20 protein-coding genes and 4 tRNA genes are annotated in these 23,710 nt (G+C 69.2%); 16 read left to right on the forward strand and 8 right to left on the reverse strand.

Going from position 1 to position 23,710, the window contains the following annotated elements:
- Positions 1-211 precede the first annotated feature (211 nt).
- Positions 212-3,301 carry a glycosyl hydrolase 2 galactose-binding domain-containing protein gene (locus tag ACPPVO_RS50445; protein WP_426506343.1) on the forward strand — a complete coding sequence of 1,030 codons (3,090 nt, stop codon included), beginning with the start codon at positions 212-214 and terminating at the stop codon, positions 3,299-3,301.
- Between the two features lie 72 nt (positions 3,302-3,373).
- Here ACPPVO_RS50445 and ACPPVO_RS50450 read toward each other — a convergent pair whose 3' ends face one another.
- The 3 genes from ACPPVO_RS50450 to ACPPVO_RS50460 form a co-directional block, all read right to left on the reverse strand.
- Positions 3,374-5,752, reverse strand: coding sequence for an RICIN domain-containing protein (locus ACPPVO_RS50450; protein WP_426506345.1), 2,379 nt, complete (start codon positions 5,750-5,752; stop codon positions 3,374-3,376).
- Positions 5,753-5,798: 46 nt separating this feature from the next.
- Positions 5,799-7,184 (reverse strand): ricin-type beta-trefoil lectin domain protein, encoded by a 1,386-nt coding sequence (locus ACPPVO_RS50455; protein ID WP_426506347.1) that lies wholly within the window; start codon positions 7,182-7,184, stop codon positions 5,799-5,801.
- A gap of 460 nt (positions 7,185-7,644) precedes the next feature.
- Positions 7,645-9,387 (reverse strand): ricin-type beta-trefoil lectin domain protein, encoded by a 1,743-nt coding sequence (locus ACPPVO_RS50460; protein WP_426514845.1) that lies wholly within the window; start codon positions 9,385-9,387, stop codon positions 7,645-7,647.
- Positions 9,388-10,029: 642 nt separating this feature from the next.
- On the opposite strand from ACPPVO_RS50460, the gene ACPPVO_RS50465 reads away from it, so the two are divergent.
- From ACPPVO_RS50465 to ACPPVO_RS50480, 4 genes are all read left to right on the forward strand, one after another.
- Positions 10,030-11,385 carry a ricin-type beta-trefoil lectin domain protein gene (locus tag ACPPVO_RS50465; protein WP_426506348.1) on the forward strand — a complete coding sequence of 452 codons (1,356 nt, stop codon included), beginning with the start codon at positions 10,030-10,032 and terminating at the stop codon, positions 11,383-11,385.
- Positions 11,386-11,759: 374 nt separating this feature from the next.
- A complete protein-coding gene (chvE, locus tag ACPPVO_RS50470; protein WP_426506349.1) occupies positions 11,760-12,827 on the forward strand; it encodes a multiple monosaccharide ABC transporter substrate-binding protein in 1,068 nt (355 codons plus the stop codon).
- Positions 12,828-12,833: 6 nt separating this feature from the next.
- On the forward strand, positions 12,834-13,823 hold the full coding sequence (locus ACPPVO_RS50475) for a HAMP domain-containing protein (protein WP_426506350.1): 990 nt from the start codon (positions 12,834-12,836) through the stop codon (positions 13,821-13,823).
- A 3-nt stretch (positions 13,824-13,826) separates the two neighbouring features.
- Positions 13,827-14,447, forward strand: coding sequence for a methyl-accepting chemotaxis protein (locus ACPPVO_RS50480; RefSeq protein ID WP_426506351.1), 621 nt, complete (start codon positions 13,827-13,829; stop codon positions 14,445-14,447).
- A 22-nt stretch (positions 14,448-14,469) separates the two neighbouring features.
- Here the strand turns inward: ACPPVO_RS50480 and ACPPVO_RS50485 are convergent, their stop codons facing one another.
- Positions 14,470-14,718 (reverse strand): hypothetical protein, encoded by a 249-nt coding sequence (locus ACPPVO_RS50485; RefSeq protein WP_426506353.1) that lies wholly within the window; start codon positions 14,716-14,718, stop codon positions 14,470-14,472.
- Here ACPPVO_RS50485 and ACPPVO_RS50490 point away from each other — a divergent pair.
- The gene (locus tag ACPPVO_RS50490; protein ID WP_426506355.1) at positions 14,717-15,385 is read left to right on the forward strand and encodes a cellulose binding domain-containing protein; all 669 of its coding nucleotides are present in this window, start codon (positions 14,717-14,719) and stop codon (positions 15,383-15,385) included. The two genes, ACPPVO_RS50485 and ACPPVO_RS50490, sit on opposite strands and share 2 nt — an antisense overlap.
- A gap of 381 nt (positions 15,386-15,766) precedes the next feature.
- On the opposite strand, the gene ACPPVO_RS50495 is transcribed toward ACPPVO_RS50490, so the two are convergent.
- Positions 15,767-16,561: an alpha/beta fold hydrolase gene (locus ACPPVO_RS50495; protein WP_426506357.1), complete on the reverse strand. Its 795-nt coding sequence runs from the start codon at positions 16,559-16,561 to the stop codon at positions 15,767-15,769.
- A gap of 102 nt (positions 16,562-16,663) precedes the next feature.
- Here ACPPVO_RS50495 and ACPPVO_RS50500 point away from each other — a divergent pair, with 102 nt between their 5' ends.
- The 4 genes from ACPPVO_RS50500 (at position 16,664) to ACPPVO_RS50515 (ending at position 18,906) form a co-directional block, all read left to right on the forward strand.
- Positions 16,664-17,044 carry a winged helix-turn-helix transcriptional regulator gene (locus tag ACPPVO_RS50500; protein ID WP_426506359.1) on the forward strand — a complete coding sequence of 127 codons (381 nt, stop codon included), beginning with the start codon at positions 16,664-16,666 and terminating at the stop codon, positions 17,042-17,044.
- Between the two features lie 366 nt (positions 17,045-17,410).
- Positions 17,411-17,695: a hypothetical protein gene (locus ACPPVO_RS50505; protein ID WP_426506360.1), complete on the forward strand. Its 285-nt coding sequence runs from the start codon at positions 17,411-17,413 to the stop codon at positions 17,693-17,695.
- A 69-nt stretch (positions 17,696-17,764) separates the two neighbouring features.
- Positions 17,765-18,148: a GntR family transcriptional regulator gene (locus tag ACPPVO_RS50510; RefSeq protein WP_426506362.1), complete on the forward strand. Its 384-nt coding sequence runs from the start codon at positions 17,765-17,767 to the stop codon at positions 18,146-18,148.
- A gap of 17 nt (positions 18,149-18,165) precedes the next feature.
- Positions 18,166-18,906: a YaaA family protein gene (locus ACPPVO_RS50515; protein ID WP_426506364.1), complete on the forward strand. Its 741-nt coding sequence runs from the start codon at positions 18,166-18,168 to the stop codon at positions 18,904-18,906.
- A gap of 37 nt (positions 18,907-18,943) precedes the next feature.
- Here the strand turns inward: ACPPVO_RS50515 and ACPPVO_RS50520 are convergent, their stop codons facing one another.
- Positions 18,944-19,333 (reverse strand): hypothetical protein, encoded by a 390-nt coding sequence (locus tag ACPPVO_RS50520; RefSeq protein WP_426506365.1) that lies wholly within the window; start codon positions 19,331-19,333, stop codon positions 18,944-18,946.
- Between ACPPVO_RS50520 and ACPPVO_RS50525 the strand changes: the two genes are divergently transcribed.
- The gene (locus ACPPVO_RS50525) at positions 19,317-20,369 is read left to right on the forward strand and encodes a hypothetical protein (protein ID WP_426506367.1); all 1,053 of its coding nucleotides are present in this window, start codon (positions 19,317-19,319) and stop codon (positions 20,367-20,369) included. The genes ACPPVO_RS50520 and ACPPVO_RS50525 overlap by 17 nt on opposite strands.
- A gap of 5 nt (positions 20,370-20,374) precedes the next feature.
- On the opposite strand, the gene ACPPVO_RS50530 is transcribed toward ACPPVO_RS50525, so the two are convergent.
- Positions 20,375-20,447: transfer RNA gene (locus ACPPVO_RS50530), tRNA-Gly, on the reverse strand.
- Positions 20,448-20,519: 72 nt separating this feature from the next.
- On the opposite strand from ACPPVO_RS50530, the gene ACPPVO_RS50535 reads away from it, so the two are divergent.
- The 4 genes from ACPPVO_RS50535 to ACPPVO_RS50550 all read left to right on the forward strand — a co-directional run bounded on the left by ACPPVO_RS50535 (position 20,520) and on the right by ACPPVO_RS50550 (position 21,946).
- Positions 20,520-21,569, forward strand: coding sequence for a CapA family protein (locus ACPPVO_RS50535; RefSeq protein ID WP_360385291.1), 1,050 nt, complete (start codon positions 20,520-20,522; stop codon positions 21,567-21,569).
- A gap of 110 nt (positions 21,570-21,679) precedes the next feature.
- Positions 21,680-21,752: transfer RNA gene (locus tag ACPPVO_RS50540), tRNA-Gly, on the forward strand.
- Positions 21,753-21,767: 15 nt separating this feature from the next.
- Positions 21,768-21,838 (forward strand) — tRNA-Cys (locus ACPPVO_RS50545).
- Positions 21,839-21,871: 33 nt separating this feature from the next.
- A tRNA-Val gene (locus ACPPVO_RS50550) sits at positions 21,872-21,946 on the forward strand.
- 111 nt (positions 21,947-22,057) lie between these two features.
- On the opposite strand, the gene ACPPVO_RS50555 is transcribed toward ACPPVO_RS50550, so the two are convergent.
- Positions 22,058-22,336, reverse strand: coding sequence for a tyrosine-type recombinase/integrase (locus ACPPVO_RS50555; RefSeq protein WP_426506369.1), 279 nt, complete (start codon positions 22,334-22,336; stop codon positions 22,058-22,060).
- Positions 22,337-22,884: 548 nt separating this feature from the next.
- On the opposite strand from ACPPVO_RS50555, the gene ACPPVO_RS50560 reads away from it, so the two are divergent.
- On the forward strand, positions 22,885-23,466 hold the full coding sequence (locus ACPPVO_RS50560) for a hypothetical protein (RefSeq protein WP_426506371.1): 582 nt from the start codon (positions 22,885-22,887) through the stop codon (positions 23,464-23,466).
- The last annotated feature ends 244 nt before the right edge of the window (positions 23,467-23,710 follow it).

Below are 23,710 nucleotides of genomic sequence, written 5' to 3' on the forward strand. Positions count from 1 at the left end.
GTCATGAGGCGCTCTCCCGGCCTGAGGTCCAACGTCAGGCGACCCACAGCCTTCAACGCTGCGGCGTCTTGACCACACCCGAGCCACGCGCCTAACATCGAGAGCCATAAAATAGTAAGACTCTTTAACAGTTCGTGGCCCCGGCCCGGCCGCCGCTCGCCAGGCCGTCGAACACCCGTGTATGCAGACCGCCCATCACCCGGGAGGCGTCATGCTGCTCAACATCCGAACCCGTCCCTCGTTGCGCCTGCTCGTCGTGGCGGCCACGGCGGCCGCGCTGGCCGGCAACGGCGCGGCACCGGCCGCGGCCCGCCCGGCGGCGGCCGCACAGAGGGCCGCCGTCCAGGTCTCCGCCACGCCCGGCGAGTCGACCGCCATCCCCGGCTTCGCCATCCAGTCGTCCGGCAGGACCAGCGACACCGGCGGCACCATCTCCCAGCCCGGGTACGCGGCCTCGGGCTGGTATCCGGTGTCGGCCCGCTCGACCGTGCTCGCCGGCCTGCTGCAGAACAACGTGTACCCCGACCCGTTCTACTCCACCAACATGAAGTCGATCCCCGCCGGGGACTTCACCGTACCGTGGTGGTACCGCGCGGACTTCACGCTCGGCTCCGAGGCCGGGCTGCACACGTTCGTCGACGTGACCGGTGTGCTGTCCAAGGCCGACGTCTGGGTCAACGGCACCCAGGTCGCCACGAGCGCCACGATCGCCGGCGCCTACACCGACCACGAACTGGACCTGACTTCGGTCGTCCACAGCGGAGTCAACAGCGTCGCCATCAAGGTGTACCCGAACGACCCCGACCGGGACCTCACGATGGGCTGGATCGACTGGGTGCAGACACCGCCGGACAAGAACATGGGCATCGTCCGCGACGTGACGCTACGCCGGTCCGGCGCGGTCGCGCTGCGCAACGCCCACGTGGTGACGAAGCTCAGCACGCCGGCGCTGGACAGCGCGACGCTGACCGCGAAGGCCGACGTGCGCAACGACTCCGCCGCCGCGGTCACCGCGACGGTCTCCGGCACCGTCGCCGGCACCGCCCTGTCGCAGTCGGTGAGCCTGGCCGCGCACGAAACCAAGACGGTCACCTTCGGCCCGGTCACGCTGGCCGATCCGCAGGTCTGGTGGCCGGCCGGCATGGGTGGACAGCCGCTGTACGACCTGAACCTGGCCGTGTCGGTCGGCGGCACGGCCGGCGACGCCGCACACGAGCGGTTCGGCGTGCGTGACGTGAAGGCACCGCTGGACGCCAGCGGGCACCGGCGGTACACCATCAACGGACGCCCGCTGCAGATCCGGGGCGGCGGCTGGTCGCCCGACCTGTTCCTGCGATGGAATCCCGGTTACGTCGAGGACAAACTGCGCTACGCGCTCGACCTCGGGCTCAACACGATCCGCCTGGAGGGACACATCGAGGCGAATGAGTTCTTCGACCTCACCGACCAGTACGGCATCCTCACGCTGCCCGGCTGGGAGTGCTGCGACAAATGGGAGGGCCAGGTCAACGGCAGCGAGCCGGGCAACACCTGGACGGCGGCCGACTACCCGATCGCGAAGGCGTCGATGGCCGCCGAGGCCGCCCGGCTGCGCGACCACCCGAGCGTCATCTCGTTCCTCATCGGCAGCGACTTCGCGCCCGACGCGACCATCGAGAAGAACTACATGGACGCGCTGACCGCGGCCGACTGGTCGACCCCGGTCATCGCCGCGGCGTCGGACAACTCGGCCCCGCTGACCGGCTCGTCGGGGATGAAGATGACCGGGCCGTACGACTGGATCCCGCCGAACTACTGGTACGACAAGGCGCACTCGGACAGCGGCGGCGCCTGGGGCTTCAACTCCGAGACCAGCGCAGGGCCGGACGTGCCGACCATGGACACGCTCAAGCGGATGATGTCCACGAGCGAGCTGAGCACGCTGTGGCAGAGCCCGACGGCGACGCAGTACCACCGCTCGCCGTCGAGCACCTTCAATACGCTGAAGATCTTCGACAACGCCATCACCGGCCGCTACGGGACGCCGGCCAGCCTGGACGACTACGTGCGCAAGGCGCAGCTGGCGCAGTACGAGAACGTCCGGGCCCAGTTCGAGTCCTACCGGCGCAACTTCACCGACTCGTCGAATCCGGCCGACGGCGTCATCTACTGGATGCTCAACAGCGGCTGGACCTCGCTGCACTGGCAGCTGTTCGACTACTACCTGGACCAGAACGGCGCGTACTACGGCGCCAAGAAGGCCAACGAGCCACTGCACGTGCAGTGGTCCTACGACAACCGCTCGGTCGTCGTGGTCAACCAGCGGCACGGCTCGGCGAGCGGCCTGACCGCCAAGGTGAACCTGTACAACCCCGACGGCACGGAGGTGTTCGCCCAGTCGGCGACCCTGACGGTGCCAGGCGACGGCGGGCGGGCCACCGCGCTGACCGTGCCGTCGTCGATCAGCGGCATCGCCAGCACCTACCTCGCCAAGCTGGTGCTGCTCGACTCGTCGGGCGCCGAGGTCAGCCGCAACGTCTACTGGCTGTCGACCGCGCCGGACACGGTCGACTGGGCGAACAACGACTGGTACTACGCGCCGACGACCAGCTACGCCAACCTCAAGGGCCTGTCGGGCATGGCGCAGGCGCCCGTGTCGGCGACGGCGTCGTCGAGCGAGGCGGGCGGTACCACGACGACCACCGTCACGCTGCGCAACACCTCGACCGGCAAGACGCCGGCGTTCTACGTCGACGCGCACGTGGTCGGCGCGGCCGGCAAGCCGGTGCTGCCGATCCAGTGGAACGACAACGAGATCAGCCTGTGGCCGGGCGAGTCGAAGACGCTGACCGCGAAGTACCGCACGAGCGACCTGGCCGGCGCGGCCCCGTCGGTGCGGGTGTCGGGCTGGAACGTTGCGACCCAGACGGTACCGGCCGGGGGCGTGCGATATGAGGCGGAGAACGCCACGATCTCGCAGGGCATGGTCGCGACCAACCACACCGGCTACTCGGGCACCGGCTTCGTCGACTACACCAACATCGCCGGCAGCTACGTCCAGTGGTCGGTGACCGCACCCGCAGCAGGCACCGCGACGCTCACGTTCCGCGTCTCCAACGGCACGACCACCAACCGGCCGATGGACATCGCCGTCAACGGCACCGTCGTGGCCGCCGGCGTCGCGTTCAACCCCACCGTCAACTGGAACACCTGGCAGGACGTGACCGTGACGGTACCGGTGACCGCCGGCACCAACACCGTCCGCGCCACCGCCACGACCGCCAACGGCGGGCCGAACGTCGACTACCTCAACGTCCGCTGAACTCGCCTGCCACGGAGGAACCGGCGGGTGCCGGCACACCGGCACCCGCCTCTTCGCGCTGTCAGGGAGCCGTTACCGCAGGCTCCATTGCTGGTTGGTGCCGCCGTTGCAGGACCAGAGGATGAGCTTCGTGCCGTTTGCGGTTGCGGCGCCGTTGGCGTCCAGGCACAGCCCGGACTGCACGCCCGTGATGGTGCCGTTCGCGTTGACGTTCCACTGCTGGTTCGTCTGGCCGTTGCAGTCCCAGATGATCACCAGGGTGCCGTTCGTCGTGCCGTGACCGTTGGCGTCCAGGCACTTGTTGCCGTACACCTGCAGCTGCTTGCTCGACGTGTACGTCCACCGCTGGTTCGTCTGGCCGCTGCAGTCCCACAGCTGCACCTGGGTGCCGTTGGTCGTGGTGGAGTTGGGCACGTCGACGCACCGGCCCGACTGGCCACCCACGATCTGCTGGCCCTGGGTGCTGCCCGTGGATTGAACGCCGGCCGAGGCCATCACCGCCTGGGCGCCCGCCGGCCAGTTGCCGTTGGTGACCGTGGTGTTGTTGCTGACGTTGTTGCCCCGGGAACCGTTGCCGACCCACGTGGTGCCGTTGGTGGTCCAGTTCCCGGTCAGGGTCAGGTTGCCGGTGTTGTTGTTGGCGTTGGAGTTGGCCGTGGACCAGGTACCCACGGCGGAGAACACGTTGCTGGTGGCGGTGAAGTAGCGGGAGCCTTCGTCGAAGTACAGGCCGAAGAAGTTGTTGGTCCGCAGGCAGTAGTTGCTGTCGATGGTGGCGTTGGGGTTGGCCGACAGGGTGTAGATGCAGCCGCCGTCGTTCATCGACTGCATGATGTCGTGGATGTAGTTGCCGGTGATCCGGTTGTTGGTGGCGGTGGTCGCGGTGCTGTAGCGCGGCTGGTAGTTGTACAGGCCGCGGTTGGCGTAGTCGTTGCTGCCGCCCGCGTCGTTGGCGCCCCAGCCGTAGCCGACGGTCAGGCCCGAGTACGGCATGTTGTAGATCTCGTTGTGCGAGATGGTGGCGTTGGTGACGTACGTGGGCAGGAACGAGGAGATGCCGCGGTAGTCCAGGCCCATGTCGTGCACGACGTTGTTGCTGAACGTGATGTCCCGGTTGACCATCCGGGAGTCGCTCGGGTGGTGCGCGTCGGCACGTACGCCACCGGCCACGACCGCGCCGGCCGAGCCCCGGGCGAACGTCGAGCGGGTCACCGTGATGGAACTGGCGCCCAGCCCGACGCCGGAGGCGTGCGCGTTGGCGTCGTTGCCGATGCCGAGCGCCGTCTGGCCCAGGTTGACGAACTGGACGCCGTCGAACGTGACGTTGTTCGCCGCCGACACCTGCACCGCCGCGGGCATCTGTGACCAGCCCGGCCGGGTCGCCTCGAACTGCGTGCAGCCCGAGCTGCACGATCCGAACGACGGCAACGACCAGTTCCCGGCGATGTACGCACCGGTCTGCTGGTCCACGAAGCCCTGGTTGCTGCTGGGCCCGAGCCAGCTCGTGCCGGTGAACGTGACTCCGGTGAACGAGATGTTGTGCGCCGGCGCGTCATAGGTGCCGCCGATGTCGACCAGGGACTGCAGCGCCGGGAGCTCCACGTCGGCGCTGCTCATGCTCTGGCCCGACAGCGGGATGTAGTAGAGGGTGCCGGTGCCGGTGTTGAGATACCACTCGCCGGCCGAGTCGAGGAACTCGTAGGCGTTCTCGACGTACATCGGCCCCGCCCGGAACGGGCTGCTGAAGGTGTCGTACCCGAAGTTGTTGTTGCTCCACGCCGGCTGCTGCATCGTGACGAAGTTCCCGCTGATGCTCTGCACGGGCGAGTACCGGTCGGTGAACGAGTTGATCGCCTCGAACTCCACCCGGTTCTGGTTGGCCACGTTGTTCAGGTAGCCCAATGCGCTGTTGGAGAACTGCAGCCCGGTGCCGTTGGCGGTGAAGTCCGACCGGTTCACCTGGGTGCGGGCCCGAGGGGCGGCCACCCCGTTGACGTAGAGCTGCCGGGCGTCGATGCCGGTGCCGACGCCGGCCCGCCAGATGTTCTTGCCGGAGTCGGCGAGCGACCAGCCCGTGACCTGGCGCGCGCCGGTGATCGTCGGATGCGCGGACGCAGCGGCCTGCCAGATCACGGTGTGACCGTTGGTGCCGGAGTCGGCGGCGGTCAGCCGCAACGGCGACGAGAGCCGATAGGTGCCGTCGGCCAGCTGCACAACGATGTCGCCCGACATGCCGGCGACCATCGAGCGCACCGCGACCTGCGCGGCCGAGAGCGAGCACGGCTCGGCGGAGGTACAGCTCGTGCCGGTGCCGGATGGGGAGACATACACGGTCGTGGTCGCCGCGAAGGCGGCCGGCGCTACGGCCACCACGGCCGCGGCGGACACTGCCGCCGCGGCCGCTCCGGCCGCCACGAGCCTCCGCGCGGCGGAGGACGAGGACGCGAACACTGGATCTCCTAACGTGGGGTTGGGTGCGGGTCGCGCCAAGGTGGTGCTACGAGCGGGCCCACTTCTGGTTGGCGCCGCCGTTGCAGGTCCAAATGATGATCTTCGTGCCGTTGGCGGTGCCGCCGCCGTTCGCGTCGAGGCACAACCGCGACTGGACACCCACCACGGTGCCGTCGTTGGCGAGTGTCCACTTCTGGTGGTTGCCGCCGGTGCAGTCCGAGATGTCCACCGCGGTGCCCGCGCTGGTGCCCGCGCCGCGGGCCTCGAGGCACTTGTTGCCGTACACCCGCAGCTCACCGGCGGCGGTCGCGGTGAAGCTCTGGTTCGCGCCGCCGTTGCAGTCCCACAGCTCGGCGGCGGTGCCGTTGGCCTGGGAGGCGCCGGTGATGTCGAGGCATCGGCCGGACTGGCTGCCGACGAGCCGGCTCGAGGTCGTGGTGGGAAGCGTCACGGTGCCGGTGCTCGTGTCGATGCCCCAGGAGTCGTACCAGTTCAGCGTGGCCGTGCCCGAGCTGGTGAGGGTGATCGGCAGCCATACCGGCAGCGACGCGTTCAGGTTCGAGGCGTTCCACCGGTCGCCGACGTACACGTAGCTGGTGCCGGCGCTGCCGGTCACCGGCAGCAGGAACGAGGTCTGCGAGTCGTAGGTGCGGGTGCCCGCCGGCGCGAAGTTGCTGAACCCGCTCCACGGACCCGCGAGGGAGGTGGCGGTTGCGTAGACGTTGTCGTTGGTGGACCACCCGGTGAGATGCGAGGTGAGCAGGAAGTAGCGACCGCCGACCTTTGCCATCGCCGGCGACTCCAGCGATGGGAACGTGGCGACGGTGCTCTGCGCGCTGGTGTAGTCAGCGGAAAGGCGCTCGATCCGCATCCCGGCGGCCGGATCCTCATGGATCATGTACGCCGTGCCGTCGTCGTCCTTGAACAGTCCGAGGTCCCGGCTCGGATGGCCGAGCGGTCGGGTTGCCCCGAGATAGGTGTACGGCCCGCACGGTGTGTCGCTGACCGCGACGCCGGCCCGCTGGTCGTTGTACGAGGTGTTGTCGATGTGCATCCACATCACGTACTTGCCGGTGGTGCTGTTGTAGAGCACCTTCGGCCGCTCCACGATCCGGCCGGCGGACAGGTCGCCGCTCGCCTGGCGGGACAGTGCATCGGTCTGCCGGGTCCAGTGCGCCAGATCGGTCGAGGAGTAGCAGGCGACGGCGGTGAACGTGGACCCGGCGGTCTTGTCCTCGCCCACCATGTAGTAGGTGGATCCGACGGTGAAGATGCCGGCGCCGTGGGCCTGCAGCCGGTTGCCGGCCGTATCGGTCCACGCGGTCCCGGGGGTGATGGTCACCGTGGCCGCCGACGCGGCGTGCGGGCTCATCGCGGTGACGCCGGCCAGCACGGCGAGCGCTGCCAGCGTACGAATGGATCTGCGGTACATCGAGCCTCCAGGCATGACACGCCGGAGTCCTCCAGAAGGCCCGGCGTCGCGGGTTTGGCCTTGCTGATCGGTTTCCGCGGACCGGGATGTGCCGGTGGCGGCCCGGCGCCGATCATGTAGGGGTGTGAGCGCTCACAGTCGCGGCTGCTGCGGGGTGATCGGCGGTCGGCGGAAACAGCTTACGTATTACGTATCATCTATGGCGACGCTGCCACATTCCGCCCGGCCGCTCAAGAGACCGGCGACAACGTTTGGCGGCCGATCCGATCGCGTTGCCGCGCCGGCCGGGATGACGCACAGAGGCGCCTGGCCGGAGAGGTCGGGCGCGGCTGAAACTTTCAGACCGGCGCCCGGTCACCGGCGCCGACCGCGCCGAATCGATTCGCGGGATCCTCGGCGAGATCACCGCCGCGGGGCCGGGCGACGGACCGGTCGGCCCGCCGCCCTTCCGCCGCTCGCGTCAGTTGCGCAGGCTCCATTTCTGGTTGGCGCCGTTGAGGCACTGCCAGAGCTGGATCTTGGTGCCGTTGGCGGTGCCGAGGGCGCTGGCGTCCAGGCACAGGCCGGACTGCACGCCGGTGACGGTGCCGTCGGCGTTGACGTTCCACTGCTGGTTGGCCTGGCCGTTGCAGTCCCAGATGATCACGGCGGTACCGTTGCTGCTGCCTTGGCCGTTGGCGTCCAGGCACTTGTTGCCGTACACCTGCAGCTGCTTGCCCGCGGTATACGTGAAGCGCTGGTTGGTGCCGCCGTGGCAGTCCCACAGCTGCACCTGCGTGCCGTTGGTGGTCGTCGCGCCCGGCACGTCAACGCACCGTCCCGACTGGCTGCCCACGATGAGCTGGCCCTGCGGGACCGTGCCCGACGGCGGCAGCAGCGTGATCGTGGACGTGTCGTTGATGGCGGTGTGCGAGACGTTCACGGTCGCGGCGTTGCCGGAGAGCGTCACCACGCTGTCCTGGACCGTGACCGGGCCCGTCACCGCGCCGCCGTTGTTGTACGGGATGTTCTGCACCACCACGCGGACCTGGTTGTTCTGCACGATGCCGCTCGTGGTGTCCAGGCGCTGCAGGTTCACCGCGACGTTGCCGGTCGTGCTGCCGCCGCCGACGAGGATCTTCGCGGAGCCGGCGGTCTTCGTGGCGAATGCGTCGTAGGACCCGCTCGGCGTGACCGAGGCGATCTGCCCCGCCTGCGAGGCGTAGAAGTTGTACACCCACCACTCGCCCTTGGTCTGGTACTGGCCGGCGGAGTTGCGGGTGAGCAGGCTGGCCAGGTCGTTGTGCAGGTTCTGCCCGCCGGCCCAGTTGGCCCGCAGGCCGTCGGCGCCGGCCCGCTCCAGGCGGGCGATGTACCAGGATCCGTCACCGGGGTTCTGCTCGTTGGACGCCCCGTACTCGTTGATCTGGTACGGGCGCGGGTGCGCGATGCCCCGCGAGTCCAGGGTCTGGTTGGCCGTGGCGACGTTGGCCACCGGGTCGCCGGGCAGCGAATGCCAGCTGACGATGTCGGGCACGACGTTGTTGGCCTTGACGTAGTCGAGGTACTGCGTCCACCATCCGCCGGTCGACGGCACGCAGGCGCAGCTCGGCCCGACGATGAGCATGTTGGGGAACGTGGCCCGGATGCGCTGGTACGTGTGCTTCCACAGCTCGAAGTACTGCGACTGCGGCCGGTTCCAGAAGATGCTGATGTTCGGCTCGTTCCAGATGTCCCACTCGACGGTGATCCCGGCCGCCTGCACGTCGCCGAACAGCCGGTTGAGGTAGTTGTCGTAGTCGGTCCAGTTGCCGTTGTCGCCCGGGAACCGGCTGATCCCGGCGCCGTCGGCTCCCCACAGGTCGTGGTTGAGCAGGACGAACTTGCCACCGAGCGCGGCGGTGCGCTGCGCCTGCAGCCGCGTGGCGTTCCACCGGCGGTCGTAGCCGCCGCCGACCCAGCCGCCGCCCGGCAGCTGGGCGCCGCCGGCGCGCATCGCCTGGAACTTGACGTCGCGGTAGTAGTTGTCCGGCGGGTTCTTGCCGTCCTCGGTCATCCCGTAGATCCAGCCGGACGCGCGGTACGTCGGCGTCCCGTTCGTCACGGAGAAGTTGACGGTGATGGACTCGTCGGCGGCCAGCGCCGGCCGTGCGCCCACCAGGGCTAGTGCGGCGGCGAAGGCAAGTGACCCGGCGAGGGCACCGCGGGTGCGCCATCGGCGCATTCGTGGAAGTTGCACTGCATCTCCTCGGTCAGTCGGCGGGGAGGGGGTGACGGACAACCCACACCGATCGCGAGACGAGCCGGCGACGGAGAAAGAGGTGGCGTCGTCGGACGGCTGGCGGACTGTCCAACATGCACGATCGGGCGGCCAGGTGACTGGGGTGTTCCCTGGCGGCACAGCGGTCGAATCGATTCGTGTGCACGGTAAGCCAGTCGGTGTGGCCTGTCAACAAGACGGCCGCCGGACGGCTTCCCCGAGCTGCCGTGGCCCACGAACCGGTTCGCGGTCGTGGCGTCAGACGTTGACGCTCACCATTGTCTGCTCCTATCGTATGACGTCTTATGAATGAACCGATCGTGCTCCCAGAGGGGCTCCCCATGGCCCGCCGCCGCGCCCCGCCTGCGCCACCCGACCCTCACCACCACCCGACCCTCACCACCCTCGACCTTGCACCCGGTTCGGGACCGCTATCCCGAGCGAACCGCCACCGGTGACGCGTCCGCCCCGCCTTTGGCCGACGCCGAACCGACGACTCATCGCGATGGCCGCCTTCCCGGCACAGGTCCCCCGCCAGGGCACCGACATGCCGTGCGCGACGCCGCCAGCGCATCCATACGTCTATGCACTCATCGAGGAATGCGCATGTTGAGACACAGGTCCTTGTTCGGGGCGGTCGTGGCCGCGGCCGGTCTCGCCGTGGCCGCGGCCGGCATCGCCATCAGCGGCGGCCTCGGCGGCAACGCCGCCACCGCCTACGCCGCGACAACCGCCGGGTGCGGCCGGGCGCCGACGCTCGCCAGCGGCACGCACTCGATCCAGAGCGGCGGCAAGACCCGCACCTTCATCCTGAGGGTCCCGGACAACTACGACAGCAACACCCCGTACCGTCTGGTCTTCGGGTTCCACTGGAACGGCGGCACCGCCAACGACGTCGACTCCGGTGGGACGAGCGGATACCCGTGGTCGTACTACGGGCTGCGGGCACTGTCGAACAACACCTCGATCTTCGTGGCACCCCAGGGCCTCAACAACGGCTGGGCCAACTCCGGCGGCGAGGACCTGACCTTCGTCGACGACATGATCCGCCAGATCGAGGGCGGCCTGTGCGTCGACACCACGCAGCTGTTCTCCGCCGGTTTCAGCTACGGCGGCGGCATGAGCTACGCACTGGCGTGCGCCCGCTCGACGGTGTTCCGCGCCGTCGCCGTCTACTCCGGGGGACAGCTCAGCGGCTGCAGCGGCGGCACACAGCCCATCGCCTACATCGGGATCCACGGCATCAGGGACAACGTGCTCCCCATCTCGCTCGGACGGGGACTGCGTGACACGTTCGTGCGGAACAACGGCTGCACCCCGCAGAACCCGCCCGAGCCGACGCAAGGCAGCCTGACGCACATCGTCACCTACTACTCCGGCTGCCGGTCGGGGTATCCCGTGGTGTGGGCGGCGTTCGACGGTGGCCACGCCCCCAATGCCGTGGACGGGACGGCCGACCCCTACGCCCCCGGCGAGAAATCCTGGACGAGGCCAGTGGTCTGGAACTTCTTCACGCAGTTCCAGCCCGGCGGGCCGACACCGTCGCCGAGCACGACACCGTCGAGCGGGTCGCAGGGCGTCATGGTCGTGGGCGGTCAGTCGGGCCGGTGCATGGACATCAGCGGTTCCACCACGGCCAACGGTACCCAGGCGCAGCTGTGGGACTGCAACGGCGGCACCAACCAGCGCTGGACGTACACGTCGAGCAAGCAGCTGACGGTCTACGGCAACAAGTGTCTCGACGCCTCCGGACAGGGCCGGAGCAACGGCACCGCCGCGGTCATCTGGGACTGCAACGGCCAGGCCAACCAGCAGTGGAACGTCAACGCCGACGGCACCGTCACCGGCGTGCAGTCCGGCCTGTGCCTGGACGCCAGCGGCCTCGGCACCGCCAACGGCACCAAGATCCAGCTCTGGCAGTGCCTCAACGGCGCCAACCAGAAATGGAGCCTCCGCAGCTGAGCCGCCGACCGTTCTGAGCCGCGCCTGCTCCGGCCGGCCTGAGGCGCGTGCCAGCGGCCGAACGACGCACGGCCGCTTCACCGAGGACCTTGGCGTTCGCGCGGACGCCAAGGTCCTCGGTGAACGTCGGGTTCACCATGGCCCGCCACATGCTCGGCCGTGCGACCCCGTGGGACATCCATCCGAGCGGGGGCGCGCGTCCCGCACCCCCAGGCACGGATCGATGCGCACGATCGCGGACCGGAGTCTCGCGATCAGTGATCATGAATCAATCACCTTCCGGGGCAAATGTCGGTAATCTCCGTTTATCGGGCGCCGGAGGAGGTAAGCGAGATGGCAGGCAAGAGACCCCGGAGCCGCACGATGCCCGGGATTTGGCGCTTCTCGCGGTCGTGCTCCTGGGCGGGGCGGCCTGCGGCGCGGACGCCCAGGAGGCGCTCGTCGCCGGGCCGCCCGACCGCGGCGCCGTCGGCCTCGCGATGCCGACCAAGACCTCCGAGCGCTGGGTCGCCGACGGCGAGAACATGCACAAGCAGTTCGAGCTGCGGGGGTACCGCCCGGAGCTCGCCTACGCCGACAACGACGTCGCGGCACAGGTGGCGCAGATCGACGCCATGATCAAGCACGGCGACAAGGCGCTGATCATCGCCGCCATCGACGGGTCCGCGCTCAAGGACGTGCTCGCCAAGGCCGCCGCGGCGCGCATCCCGGTGTTCGCCTACGACCGGCTCATCCGCGACAGCCCCGACATCGCGTACTACGCCACGTTCGACAACTTCAAGGTCGGCGTACAGCAGGCCGAATACATCGCCGAGGCGCTCGGGCTGGCCCGGGGCGCGCGCGGGCCGTTCAGCATCGAGCTCTTCGCGGGCTCCGCCGACGACAACAACGCGACCTTCTTCTTCAACGGCGCGATGAGCGTGCTCAAGCCGTACCTGGCCTCCGGCGCGCTCGTGGTGCGCAGCGGCGAGACCGCATTCACGCAGGTGACCACGCAGCGGTGGGACGGCGACACCGCCAAGCAGCGCATGCAGCGGCTGCTGGCGGGGCCGCTCGCGCGGGTGCGCCTCGACGCCGTGCTCTCGCCGTACGACGGCATCAGCCGCGGCATCATCGACGCGCTCAAGGCGGCCGGCTATGCGGCCCGGCTGCCGGTCGTCACGGGCCAGGACGCGGAGCTGGAGTCGGTGAAGCTGATCGTGGCGGGGCAACAGAGCCAGACCGTCTACAAGGACACCCGAGAACTGGCCAAGGTCGCCGTGCAGATGACGAACGCCGTGCTCACCGGCGGCAGCCCGGAGATCAACGACACCAGTCAGTACAACAACGGCGTGAAGGTGATCCCGACCTTCCTGCTGCAGCCCGTCAGCGTCGACAAGTCGAACCATCGCCGCGTCCTGATCGACGGCGGCTACTACAACGCTAGCCAGATCGGTGGCTGAATTGGGATGACCGACCGGACCGCCCCTCGCCCGGACCGCGCCAACCGGATCGCCCGGGCCTTCGTCGACCTGCCGCTGTGGGTCAAACTCACGGCGCTGGTCAGCGCCAGCCTGCTTGCCCTGTGTGCGTGCCTCGTGGTCACCCTGACCAGCGACCGCGTCGCCGACCGTACCGCCGACCGGCAGCAGCGGCTCAACGCGGCCAGTGCGCTGGTCCTGCGGCTGGACCGCCTCGCCAGCGAGCTCAAGGTGAGCGGCCTGCAGGCCGTCGTGCGCCCCGATCCGGCGGCGCAGGCGAGCCTGCTCAAGACCCAGGAGGCCGAGGCCGGGGAGCTGCTCGGCCAGCTCAAGGCGATGAACCTGCCGTCGCGGCTGGCCGGGGCGGTGCAATGCATCAACGACGTGTACAGCGACTACAGCTCCGTCATTGCCCGCTTCGTCAACAGCGCGTCGGTGGACCAGGCCCAGTCCCGGCTGGCCTGGGAGCAGATCGGCGTCGACAACTACCTCACCTCCGCCGTACTGCAGAACGAACGGGCCCTGTTCGCCCGGACCGTGGCGCTGGCGGAGAAGGACGCCGCCGCCAGCCGCGCGAACGCCAAGCGGATCATGTGGATCGCCGTCATCGTCGCCGCCCTGGTGCTGTGCGGCCTGGCGCGCGTGGTCGTCATCTCGATCACCCGCCCGCTCGCGCGGGTCCGGGTCGCGCTGCAGGGCATGGCCAAGGGCGACCTCACGGTGAACCCCCAGGTCGCCTCCCGCGACGAGGTGGGCCAGATGGCCTCGGCGCTGGAGGAGGCGATCGGCGGACTGTGCGGCGTGGTCTCGTCCGTGTCCACCGCGGCGCACGCCGTCGCCGCCGCGGCCGAGGAGCTGACCTCGTCCTCCAGGTCCATGGCGGCGTCCGCGGACGACGCCTCCGATCAGGCCCGGGGCGTCTCGGAGCCCGCCGGGCGGGTCTCGGACAACATCCAGACGGTCGCGCAGGGCGCGTAGGAGATGGGCGCCTCGATCCGCGACATCTCGCACAGCGCGGCCGAGGCGGCCAAGGTCGCCGGCCACGCCGTGCACGTCGCGGAGTCGACCACGGCGCAGATGAACAAGCTCGGCGACTCGTCCACCCAGATCGCGACCGTGGTGAAGGTCATCACCGGCATCGCCGAGCAGACCAACCTGCTGGCGCTCAACGCGACAATCGAGGCCGCCCGGGCCGGCGACGCCGGCAAGGGCTTCGCGGTCGTCGCCGGCGAGGTCAAGGAGCTGGCCCAGGAGACCGCGCGCGCCACTGAGGACATCGCGCGGCGCGTCGCGGCGATCCAGGAGGACACCGGCGGCGCGGTCGCCGCGATCGGCGAGATCAGCAGCGTGGTGGCGCGCATCAACGACTTCCAGGCGACGATCGCCAGCGCGGTGGAGGAGCAGACCGCCACGACCGGCGAGATGAACCGCGGCATTGCCGCCGCGGCGGACGGCGCGGGCGGCATCGCGGCGAACGTCGCCGGGCTGGCCGCCGCGGCGGAGGTCACCACCGAGGGCGTGGCCCAGTCGCAGAAAGCGGTCGCCGAGCTCAGCCGCATGGCCCACGACCTGCAGGTCATGGTGACGCATTTCCGCACCTGAGCCGGTGTAACTTTCCTTTTGGTCAGGGCGTCCGGCCGAGATGAGCACGATCCCGGGCGAGGAGCAGAGCAGGTTGTTGACAGACGCGCATCAATGCAGTCGACTGACGACGATCGCTCCGTCGCCGCTCGCCCGGGAGGCTCCACTTGCGCTCGCTCTTGGCCTCCGCCGCCGCGGCCGTCTGTGCCGCCGGCGTGCTGGCGATCACCGGCCCGGCGGCACACGCCGCGCCGGCCGATATCCCCGCCTGCACCGGCACCATCTCGATCATGTCCCTCACATTCAACCCGCCGCAGGTGGCCCCGGGGCAGAGCGTCACCGCCACGGCGACAGCGCAGAACTGCACCAACCAGCCACAACAGGTGTCCACCGGATTCTTCGCCCGGTTCGTGGGCCCGACGCCCGGCATCCCGGCCGGCTGCCCGGCCATCGATCCGCTGCCGCCGCAGCGAATGACGGTCGCCGCCGGTGCGACCTTCGGCTGGAACACCGGCTATTCGGTGTTCGCCGGCTGCACTGCGACAGGACTTGAGCTCACGGCCCGGATCTGGGATACCGCGGGCAACGCACTCGCCACCCAGATCGCCACGGTGAAGATCACACAGACGACGCAGCCCGCGCCGTGCTCGGTCAGCTACCGCACGGCGAGCCAGTGGCCCGGCGGCTTTACGGCCCAGATCATCATCACCAACACCGGCACCGCGCCCGTCAACGGCTGGACGCTCAGGTTCACCTTCCCCGGCGATCAGCGCATCACCCAGTCGTGGAACACCAACGCCCAGCAGAGCGGCGTCGCCGTCACGGCCGGGAACCTTTCCTACAACGGCTCCGTCGCGGCCGGCGCCTCGGTGACGTTCGGGTTCCTGGGCACGTGGCAGACCAGCAACGCGTCGCCGACCGCCTTCACGCTCAACAACGCGGCCTGCTCCGCCATGTAAATCGGCCGGGATGTGTCGAACTGCGCGGCCGGCTGCACCGCTTGGTGGCCGGCGGCCTCGACGTCGGTGAGGGCGACGCCGTTGAGGACGATGATCGATCCGTGGTCGAACCGCTGCACGAGGGCGTCGCGGTCGGCGCTTCCGGCGGCTACCAGCTCGGGTGCTCCTGCCGCTGATCCAGACCGCGCAGGGGCTGCAGACATCGCCGAGGGGCTGGGCCGGGCGGCGATCTGCGTCGACGAGCTCGCTGCGGCCGCCGCCCACGCCGCCGCGGCGGCGGCGTTCCTGCGCGCGGCCACCGAGCAGGGCACCGATGCTCCTTCTGCCCGAGCAGCCCCCGCGGTAGCGGTTAGTGGCGGAGGGGTGTGGCCGGAGTGAGCCCTACCGCCACAGCGCGAGCAGCGCTCCGGGCCGGTCGAGCGGCACGATGTGGCCGCACTCCTCGAAGTGGATCCCGGCGAGATCGTCGGCGAACGGCGTCAGCTGCCGGTGCAGCGTGTCGCCGACCGACCGCGCGCCGATCGCCGTCACCGGCATCGTCAGCCGACGATCCTTCAGTTCCGTAGCGACCTGGTCGCCGCTCACCGTCATCGCGCGATAGTGCGCGAAGGCGCATCGCAAGGACTCGGTGCCGGTGTACGCCGTGACGAACGCTTCCCGCACCCCCTCGTCGACCCCATTCCCGTCGTACGTCCCGTTGCGCAGGAAGAAGTCGAGGTACTCGCCCTCGTGCCCGGCCAGCACCCGCTCGGCCAGCCCCGGCACGTCGTGGAAGCCGAACCACCAGGGCCGCGGGAAACCCTCGGAGCTCAGCGCCGCCTCCATCACCACGAGCCGGCTCACCCGCTCCGGGTACCGCGCGGCGAGCAGCACCGCCGGCTGTACGCCGAGGTCGAGCGCGACCACCTCGGTTGTCGCCACGTCCAGGGCGTCGAGCAGGGCCCGCGCGTCTTCGGCGAGCGTCCCCGCGTCGTACCCATCGGCGGCGCGGGTGGTCCCGCCCAGCCCACGCAGGTCCGGGGCGATCACCCGCCGGGTGCGGGCCAGATCTGGGATGACCGCCGACCAGACCTGCCAGGTGTGCGGGAAGCCGTGCAGTAGTAGGACGGCCGGCCCCTGACCGGCGACCGCCACATTGATCTCAATCCCGTTCGCCTCGACGAGATGCATGCTCATGCTCATGGTGCTCCCAGCGGTAGTTACCATCAGTTACCTGGTAACCGTAGGAGCGGGTAGGGTCAGCCGGAAGAACGCACTTCGCCGAAAGGTGGTAACCCCGTGGTGCCCTCCCGTGCCGACGGCCGCCGCGGCGACCTGTTCGACCCCGCCTGTCCCACGCGACGGCTGCTCGACCGGGTCGGCAGCAAGTGGGTCGCGATGATCGTCAAGGTGCTGGCCGAGGCCGAGCCCGGCGAACTGGGCTTCGCCGAGCTGCGCCGCCGGGTCCCCGGCGTCTCGCACAAGATGCTGTCCCAGACGCTGCGGTCGCTGGTCGCCGACGGCCTGCTGACCCGCCGGGTCGAGCCGTCGGTACCGCCGCGGGTCCACTATCGGCTCACCGAGCTGGGCCGCTCACTGGACGAGCCGCTGGCCGCCCTCCGCGAGTGGGCAGAACGTCATATGCCCGACATCGACGACTTCGCCAATGGCTCCGGCTAGTTGGCACCGCGAGGGCGGGTGGACCGACTCGCTGACGCATTACCCGTAACGGCCCGCTGGGGCTGATACCTCGGGACACTTGCGAACACGCCTCGGGAGCTGCGGCACAGCCTCGTGTCGATCGGCTCGGCCTTCGAGCTGACCCTCGAGCAGATCGCCGACCCTGTTGGGCACGCTGGCACGCGGGTCAAGGAGGCGGTCTATCGGCACCAGCGACGGCCGGTGTTTGCTGAGTGGCGCCGAGGTCATGAATCGGATGTTCGGCTTGCCCGGTGGGGCGGCTAGATACGGAGGGAGGCCGGCTCGCGCGGTTCACGCTACCCCCGCTGGCGCGACTGTCACCGGTGGACGAATTATGGTCGGCGGGTGGATGTCTTCCTGCTCTGGCACGTTCAGCACGCTCCGTTTCTGGACGGCCGGCCGACCGAGCACTGCGACGAGAACGGCGTGCTCGTCTGGCACGAGGAGGACGGCGACGACCTCAAGATTCTCGGTGCCTACTCCACCGATCAGATGGCTCGGGAACGTATCGTCCGCGCCCGGACGCTGCCCGGGTTTCGTGACGAGCCGGACTGCTTCTACGTCGGCGCCTACACCCTCGACGAGGACCAGTGGACCGACGGCTTCGTCAGGGCGCCTCGGGACGCGTGAGCCGCGGTTGGTTCTGGTTGTGTCGCGGCGGATCGATGGCCATTCGGCCCTTTGGCCTACAAACGTCGCGTGCGGTACCGGGGACTGGCCGAGCTCATGCGCGAGCGGATCGCTGCCGGGGAGTATGGCGAAGGGCGGCCCCTCCCGTCCGAGGCTCAGCTCGCGCAGGAGTTCGCGGTCAGCCTGATGACCGTGCGGCGGGCGCTCGCCGTGCTGCGTGAGGAAGGCCTCGTCGCCACGCAGCGCGGGCGGGTCGCGCGGGTGCGGGCCCGGCCGCGGCGGCGGGTCGTGGGGCTCGGGGCCGGAGACACGCTCGTGTCGCGGATGCCCAGTGCCGAGGAGCGCGCTCGGCTCGGGATCGAGCGTGGTGTGCCGCTCCTGGAGATCCGGCGCGCCGGCGGGGGCGTGGAGCTGGTGAACGCGGAGACCGTCGCGGTGGTCGTCGAAGGGTAGGCGGTACTGTCCGCGGGGTGTTCATCCTGCTACCGCCCTCCGAGGGTAAGGCCGACGCGCCGCGGCGGGGGCGTGCGCTCGATCTGGCGTCGCTGTCCGTGCCCGAGCTCGGTGAGGCCCGGCGGGCCGTGCTCGACGATCTCGTCAAGCTCGCGGCCGACCCGGAGACGGCGCTCGGCACGCTCGGGCTCGGGGCCGGGCAGGCCGGGGAGGTCGAGCGCAACGCGCGGCTGGAGACTGCGGCCGCCGTCGCCGCCGGGAAGGTGTACACCGGCGTCCTCTACGACGCGCTCGAGTTGGCGAGCCTCGATGCGGCCGCGAAACGGCGGGCCGCGAAGCAGCTGCTGATCTTCTCGGGGCTGTGGGGCGTGGTCGGGGTCGGGGACCGGATCCCGCCGTACCGGTGCTCGATCGGGGTACGGCTGCCCGGCGTCGGCCCGCTCGCCGCGCACTGGAAGCGGGCGCTCAAGGGGCCGCTCGACGCCGTGACCGGGGACGATCTGGTGCTCGATCTGCGCTCGTCGGCGTACGCCGGAATGTGGACGCCCCCGAACGCCGTCACGGTGCGGGTCCTGCACGGCGGCAAGGTCGTCAGCCACTTCAACAAGGCCACCAAGGGCCGGATCGTGCGCGCGCTGCTGGTCGACGGCGCCCGGCCGCGCAGTGCGGTGAAACTGACGGAAACGCTGCGGGGTCTCGGGTACCGCGTCGAAGAGCCCCGATCGGGTCAGCTCGACATCCATGTGGAGCAGCTTTAGCCATTCTCGTGCGCCGCCCGGCGGTGATCCGGGAACGTCAGGGAATGTGGACCACACGCTGACCCGACGTACCGTATTGACCGCCGGCGCCGCGCTCGCCGCCGCCGCGATGCCGCCCTCGACGCAGCCGACCCGGGACTGGGGTGTGGCGCTGCCGGCCGGTGGGAATGTGCGGCCGGTCAGCATGGCGATGCACATTCACGGTCCGTTCAGCGAGGGCCTCGCGAGCTTCTCCGCGCATTTCGAGCAGGCCCGCAGGCAGAACGTCGACGTCATCTGGTGGACCGACCACGACTTCCGCATCGCGGCGTTCGAGCACCGCCAGGCCGTGCACTTCGACGGCGCCGATGCGGTACCAGATCGGGCCCTTCCCCGCGATGACGCACACGGCATCGGGCGCGAGCGGGACGGTGTGCCTGCCCGTCAAGCCCGGACAATGGCAGGAGTTCACCTTCGTACTGCGCGACGACGTCGCCAAGCTCTGGCCCGACATCGCCGCCGGCGACAATGCGCTGACCGGTCTGCGAATCGGCGTGCAGAACGCCGGGTTCGTCGCCGACCGGCTCACGTTCCACCGGTCCCGCCGCGCCGGGCAGGCCGGTGAGCGGCTGCGGGCCGAGGTCATCGCGGCCGCCGCGGCCCGGCACGGGGCGGGCGTGACGCATTACCGCGCGATGGAGGTGTCGCTGGTGCGGCACCTGAACTGGTTCGGCGGCGACCAGACCTTCCCGTCGTTCCCGAGCCCCCCGATCCGCGACAACGACCCCGGACTGACGGCGTCGATGGTGCGGTACCTCAAATCGCACGGCGGCCTCGTCTGCTGGAACCATCCGATGGACGTGGCCAAGCGCGACGAGCTCGCGAAGCTGATGCTCGAACGCGACTTCCTCGGCGTGGACCTGGTCGAGATCGGCCGGAAACCATTCGACGACCTGCTGTGGGTGTACGACGTCGCCTGCCGCAACCCGCTGTTCTTCACCGCCGTCGGCAGCAGCGACGACCACGACGCGAAGGACTGGGCGAAGGAGCCGGAGCACGACATCACCTACGTCTGGTCGGCGTCGTCGGCGCAGCCGGATCTGCTCGGCGCGCTGGCCAAGGGCGCGGCGTGGTTCACGGATCTGGCGCGGTACCGGGGCAGCCTGGATCTGCGCATCGGCGGCGTTTCCCAGCTCGGCGCCGTGCTCATGACGAAGTCACCGGTGAAGGTGGACGCGATCGCGACCGGCCTGCCGAGCGGGGCCAAGGCGGAGGTGATCGTCGGCGTGGCCGATGAGGCGGCGGCGGTACCGTCGACAAAGGCCGAAAAATCGAAGACCGTCACGGTGTCGCCGGGCCATTACGTCCGGGTTCAGGTGCGTCTCGCCGGGGGCGACGTGGTGGGCGTGTCCAATCCGCTGTGGGTGTTGGACAAGGCGCCGAAGCGTCCGATTCCGCCGGTACGACTCCGGGGTAAGGAATAAAAAAGAGCGGACGACGGGATTCGAACCCGCGACCCTCACCTTGGCAAGGTGATGCGCTACCAGCTGCGCTACGTCCGCACTGAGAAAGCACTGTAGCGCATTCGCGCACGGGACTGCCGCCGGGGCCCGTCACCCGTTAGCGTGACGCCCGTGAAGGTGCGCGTGCTCGCCCTGACGCTGCTGCTCGCGGGCTGCAGCGATCCCGCCCCGGCGGTGAAGTCCGCGCCGGCCTCGGCCGCGGGCTCCCCGTCGGCGTCCGCTTCCCCCGCTGCCGCCACCACCGACCTGCGCCTCGCCTTCGCCGGCGACGTGCACTTCATGGAGCGCACCGAGAAGCTGCTGTCGAACCCGGCGACGGCGTTCGGCCCGATCGCGTCCACGCTCGCCGACGCCGACCTCACGGTGGTGAACCTCGAGACCGCGATCACGTCCCGGGGGACGCCGGAGCCCAAGACGTACCATTTCCGCACCGAACCCAAGGCGATCGACGCCCTGAAGGCCGCCGGGATCGACGCGGTGACCATCGCGAACAACCACATCCTCGACTACGGCCGGGTGGGGCTGCTCGACACCCTCGACGCGCTGCACGCCGCGGACTACCCGTACTTCGGCGCCGGGAAGAACACCGAGGACGCCTACGCCCCGCGGTACACCACCGTGAAGGGCGTGAACGTGGCGCTGCTCGGCTTCAGCCAGGTGCACGAGCTGGCGTCGACGTGGGGCCCCGGCCCGGACAAGCCGGGCGTAGCCTTGGCCTTCGACACCGAGCGCGCCGTGGCCGCCGTGACCGCCGCCCGCGCCCGAGCCGACCTCGTGATCGTCTTCAACCACTGGGGCGAAGAGGCGAACAGCTGCGCCAACGCGGAGCAGAAGTCCTTCGCGTCCCGCCTGTCGAAGGCGGGCGCCGACATCATCATCGGCGCGCACGCCCACACGCTGCAGGGCTCGGGCTGGCTGGGCCGCACGTTCGTCGCCTACGGGATGGGAAACTTCCTGTGGTACGGCACCTCGAAGAGCACCGAGACGGGCGTCCTGCGCCTGACCGTACGAGCCCGCGCCGTGACCAAAGCAGAGTTCCTGCCCGCCGTGGTCTCCGACACCGGCCAGCCCGTCCTGCTGACCGGCGCAAAGGCGGAAAAGCTCAGCCAGCGGTACGCCGGGCTGCGCACCTGCGCCGCCCTATCCCCGACCGCGTCATGAAAAACACCAGCTCAGCCCCCTTCGACGCGCCGAAGCGGGATACCGGTTTGGCATGGGGGTTGGCGGTCAGCTAAAGTTTGCATCCGTCGCCAGGGAACGAAGCTGGCGGTGCGGACGTAGCGCAGCTGGTAGCGCATCACCTTGCCAAGGTGAGGGTCGCGGGTTCGAATCCCGTCGTCCGCTCGGGATAGTCACCACGGTGGGGTGGCCGAGAGGCGAGGCAACGGCCTGCAAAGCCGTGTACACGGGTTCAAATCCCGTTCCCACCTCGGAGCCGCCGCATATCGTGGTGGCGACCGCTAGGGCGATTGGCGCAGTGGGAGCGCGCTTCCTTGACACGGAAGAGGTCACTGGTTCAAACCCAGTATCGCCCACCACACGAAACACCAGGTCACGGCCGGTTTCCTCACCACGAGGGACCGGCCGAACTGCTTCTCGCCGGGCACTCGGGAGAAACCTGGGAGACGACCTTGCCTGGTCCATCGACCTCACGATGCCCCCTCCTCCTCCCGCAGCAGCCGATCAAGCACGGCAACCGGTGAGCCCGGATTCAGCAGCCGCCGCGCCTCCAGCGCCCCCTGCCAGATCTCGGTCAGCCCGTCCAGCAGCCGACGCACCATCCCCGCGGTGACGTGCGCGTAGAGCGCTTGAACCGAACCGTCCGCATGGCCCATCTGCGCATCCATGAGGGTGGCCGACGTGCCCGGCTCGATCATCAACGTCTTGCAGGAATGACGCAGCCCATGCGGTGTCAGCTTCTGCGCCACCGGCAGCCAGCACATCTCAGCCCGACTGGAGCGACCAAGCAAGATTTCGGCCGTGAAGCGGGCAAGGGTGGCGTCATCCGAGCTCCGGCAGCGGACTCCAGCGTCAGCAGGGCCCCTCAACGACGTCCTGGTGCATCGCGGAGCCCGTCGTGGACACCGCCGAGCTGGCCGGAGGAGACGGCATGATCGGCCGCATCGCCGAATGCAGGTGTGAGGTTTGCAGGTTCGCCATCTCGCCAGGTACCTCGCCGATTACTCTCGGCCTGGGTCTGAAAACGCCGGATGTCCCAGCGGTTCCCAGGTTGACCATCCGCACCTGGAGAAGACCTCGTGTGTTCATTCACGACGATCTGCCCGCCAACTGTCTGAGCAAACCGCCTCGCTCGCAGGCGACCGTTTCCGGCCTGCGTACCGGGACGCCTTACCTCGCACAGGCCTCACGGCGGTGCGGCGAACCTTCCTCAGCGTGCCCTGCCGGTCGACGCCCCGGGAGGCGATTCGCCGCGCCCATCAGCAAGAGCAGCACACCTGCATGATTGGAGAAACGAATGCGTCGCACGACTCGACTCATCGCCAGCGCGCTCGTCCTCGGGGCGATCGCAGCTGGTGGAGCTGTGGCCAGGAGCGCCACGGCCTCAGCGTCCAACAAGAATTGGTTCCCCGAACAGGTACATCTCAAGCTCACGCCGTCGTCGGCTCAACTGGCCGGCTGCATGCCTAATGTCCGAGTCAACGTCGACGTCCAGCTGACCACCGATCGGCTGGGATTCGACATCTTCACGGTCAACGCCTTCAATCTGCCGCCGAACACGACGTTCACGGTCTTCCTGCTGGAAAAGGCAGGCCCGCCGTTCGGGGCCGCCGAATACATCGGCGACTTCACATCCGACCGGCGCGGCCGCTCGTTGAACACCTTCAAGCTGATCGTCCAGGAGGCCTTCTCATCCACGCTCGTAAACGGGGTACGGACGCGCGTCGACCTCAACCAGGTCGGTGCCTGGTTCGCCGACCCGAAGGGCGACGACTTCTGCCTCGGCCCCAACAGCCCGGTGACACCGTTCGACGGCGACAATGAGGCCGGCGTGCAGGCGTTCAACTCGGCCAACACCACGCCGTTGCCGGCACCCTGACCCGCGTCGTGTGATCACTGGCCCACAAGACCGGCCGTGTACGGGCGCACCAGGCTCATCGGCGAGCCTGGTGCGCCACCCATCTGACGTTTGTCACACGGATGACGCGATCGCCGCGACTGATGCAGCGTGGCGACAGGACTCCAACAGAGGGAGTGGCCAGCCTTCACCCCCTCCAGCTGCCCTTGCTTCGCATGTACTTGATGATCGTCTCGTTCAGTCTGTGCTGGGTAAGGCCCACCAC

This window comes from Dactylosporangium sp. McL0621 (assembly GCF_049995355.1).
Classification (GTDB): Bacteria; Actinomycetota; Actinomycetes; order Mycobacteriales; family Micromonosporaceae; genus Dactylosporangium.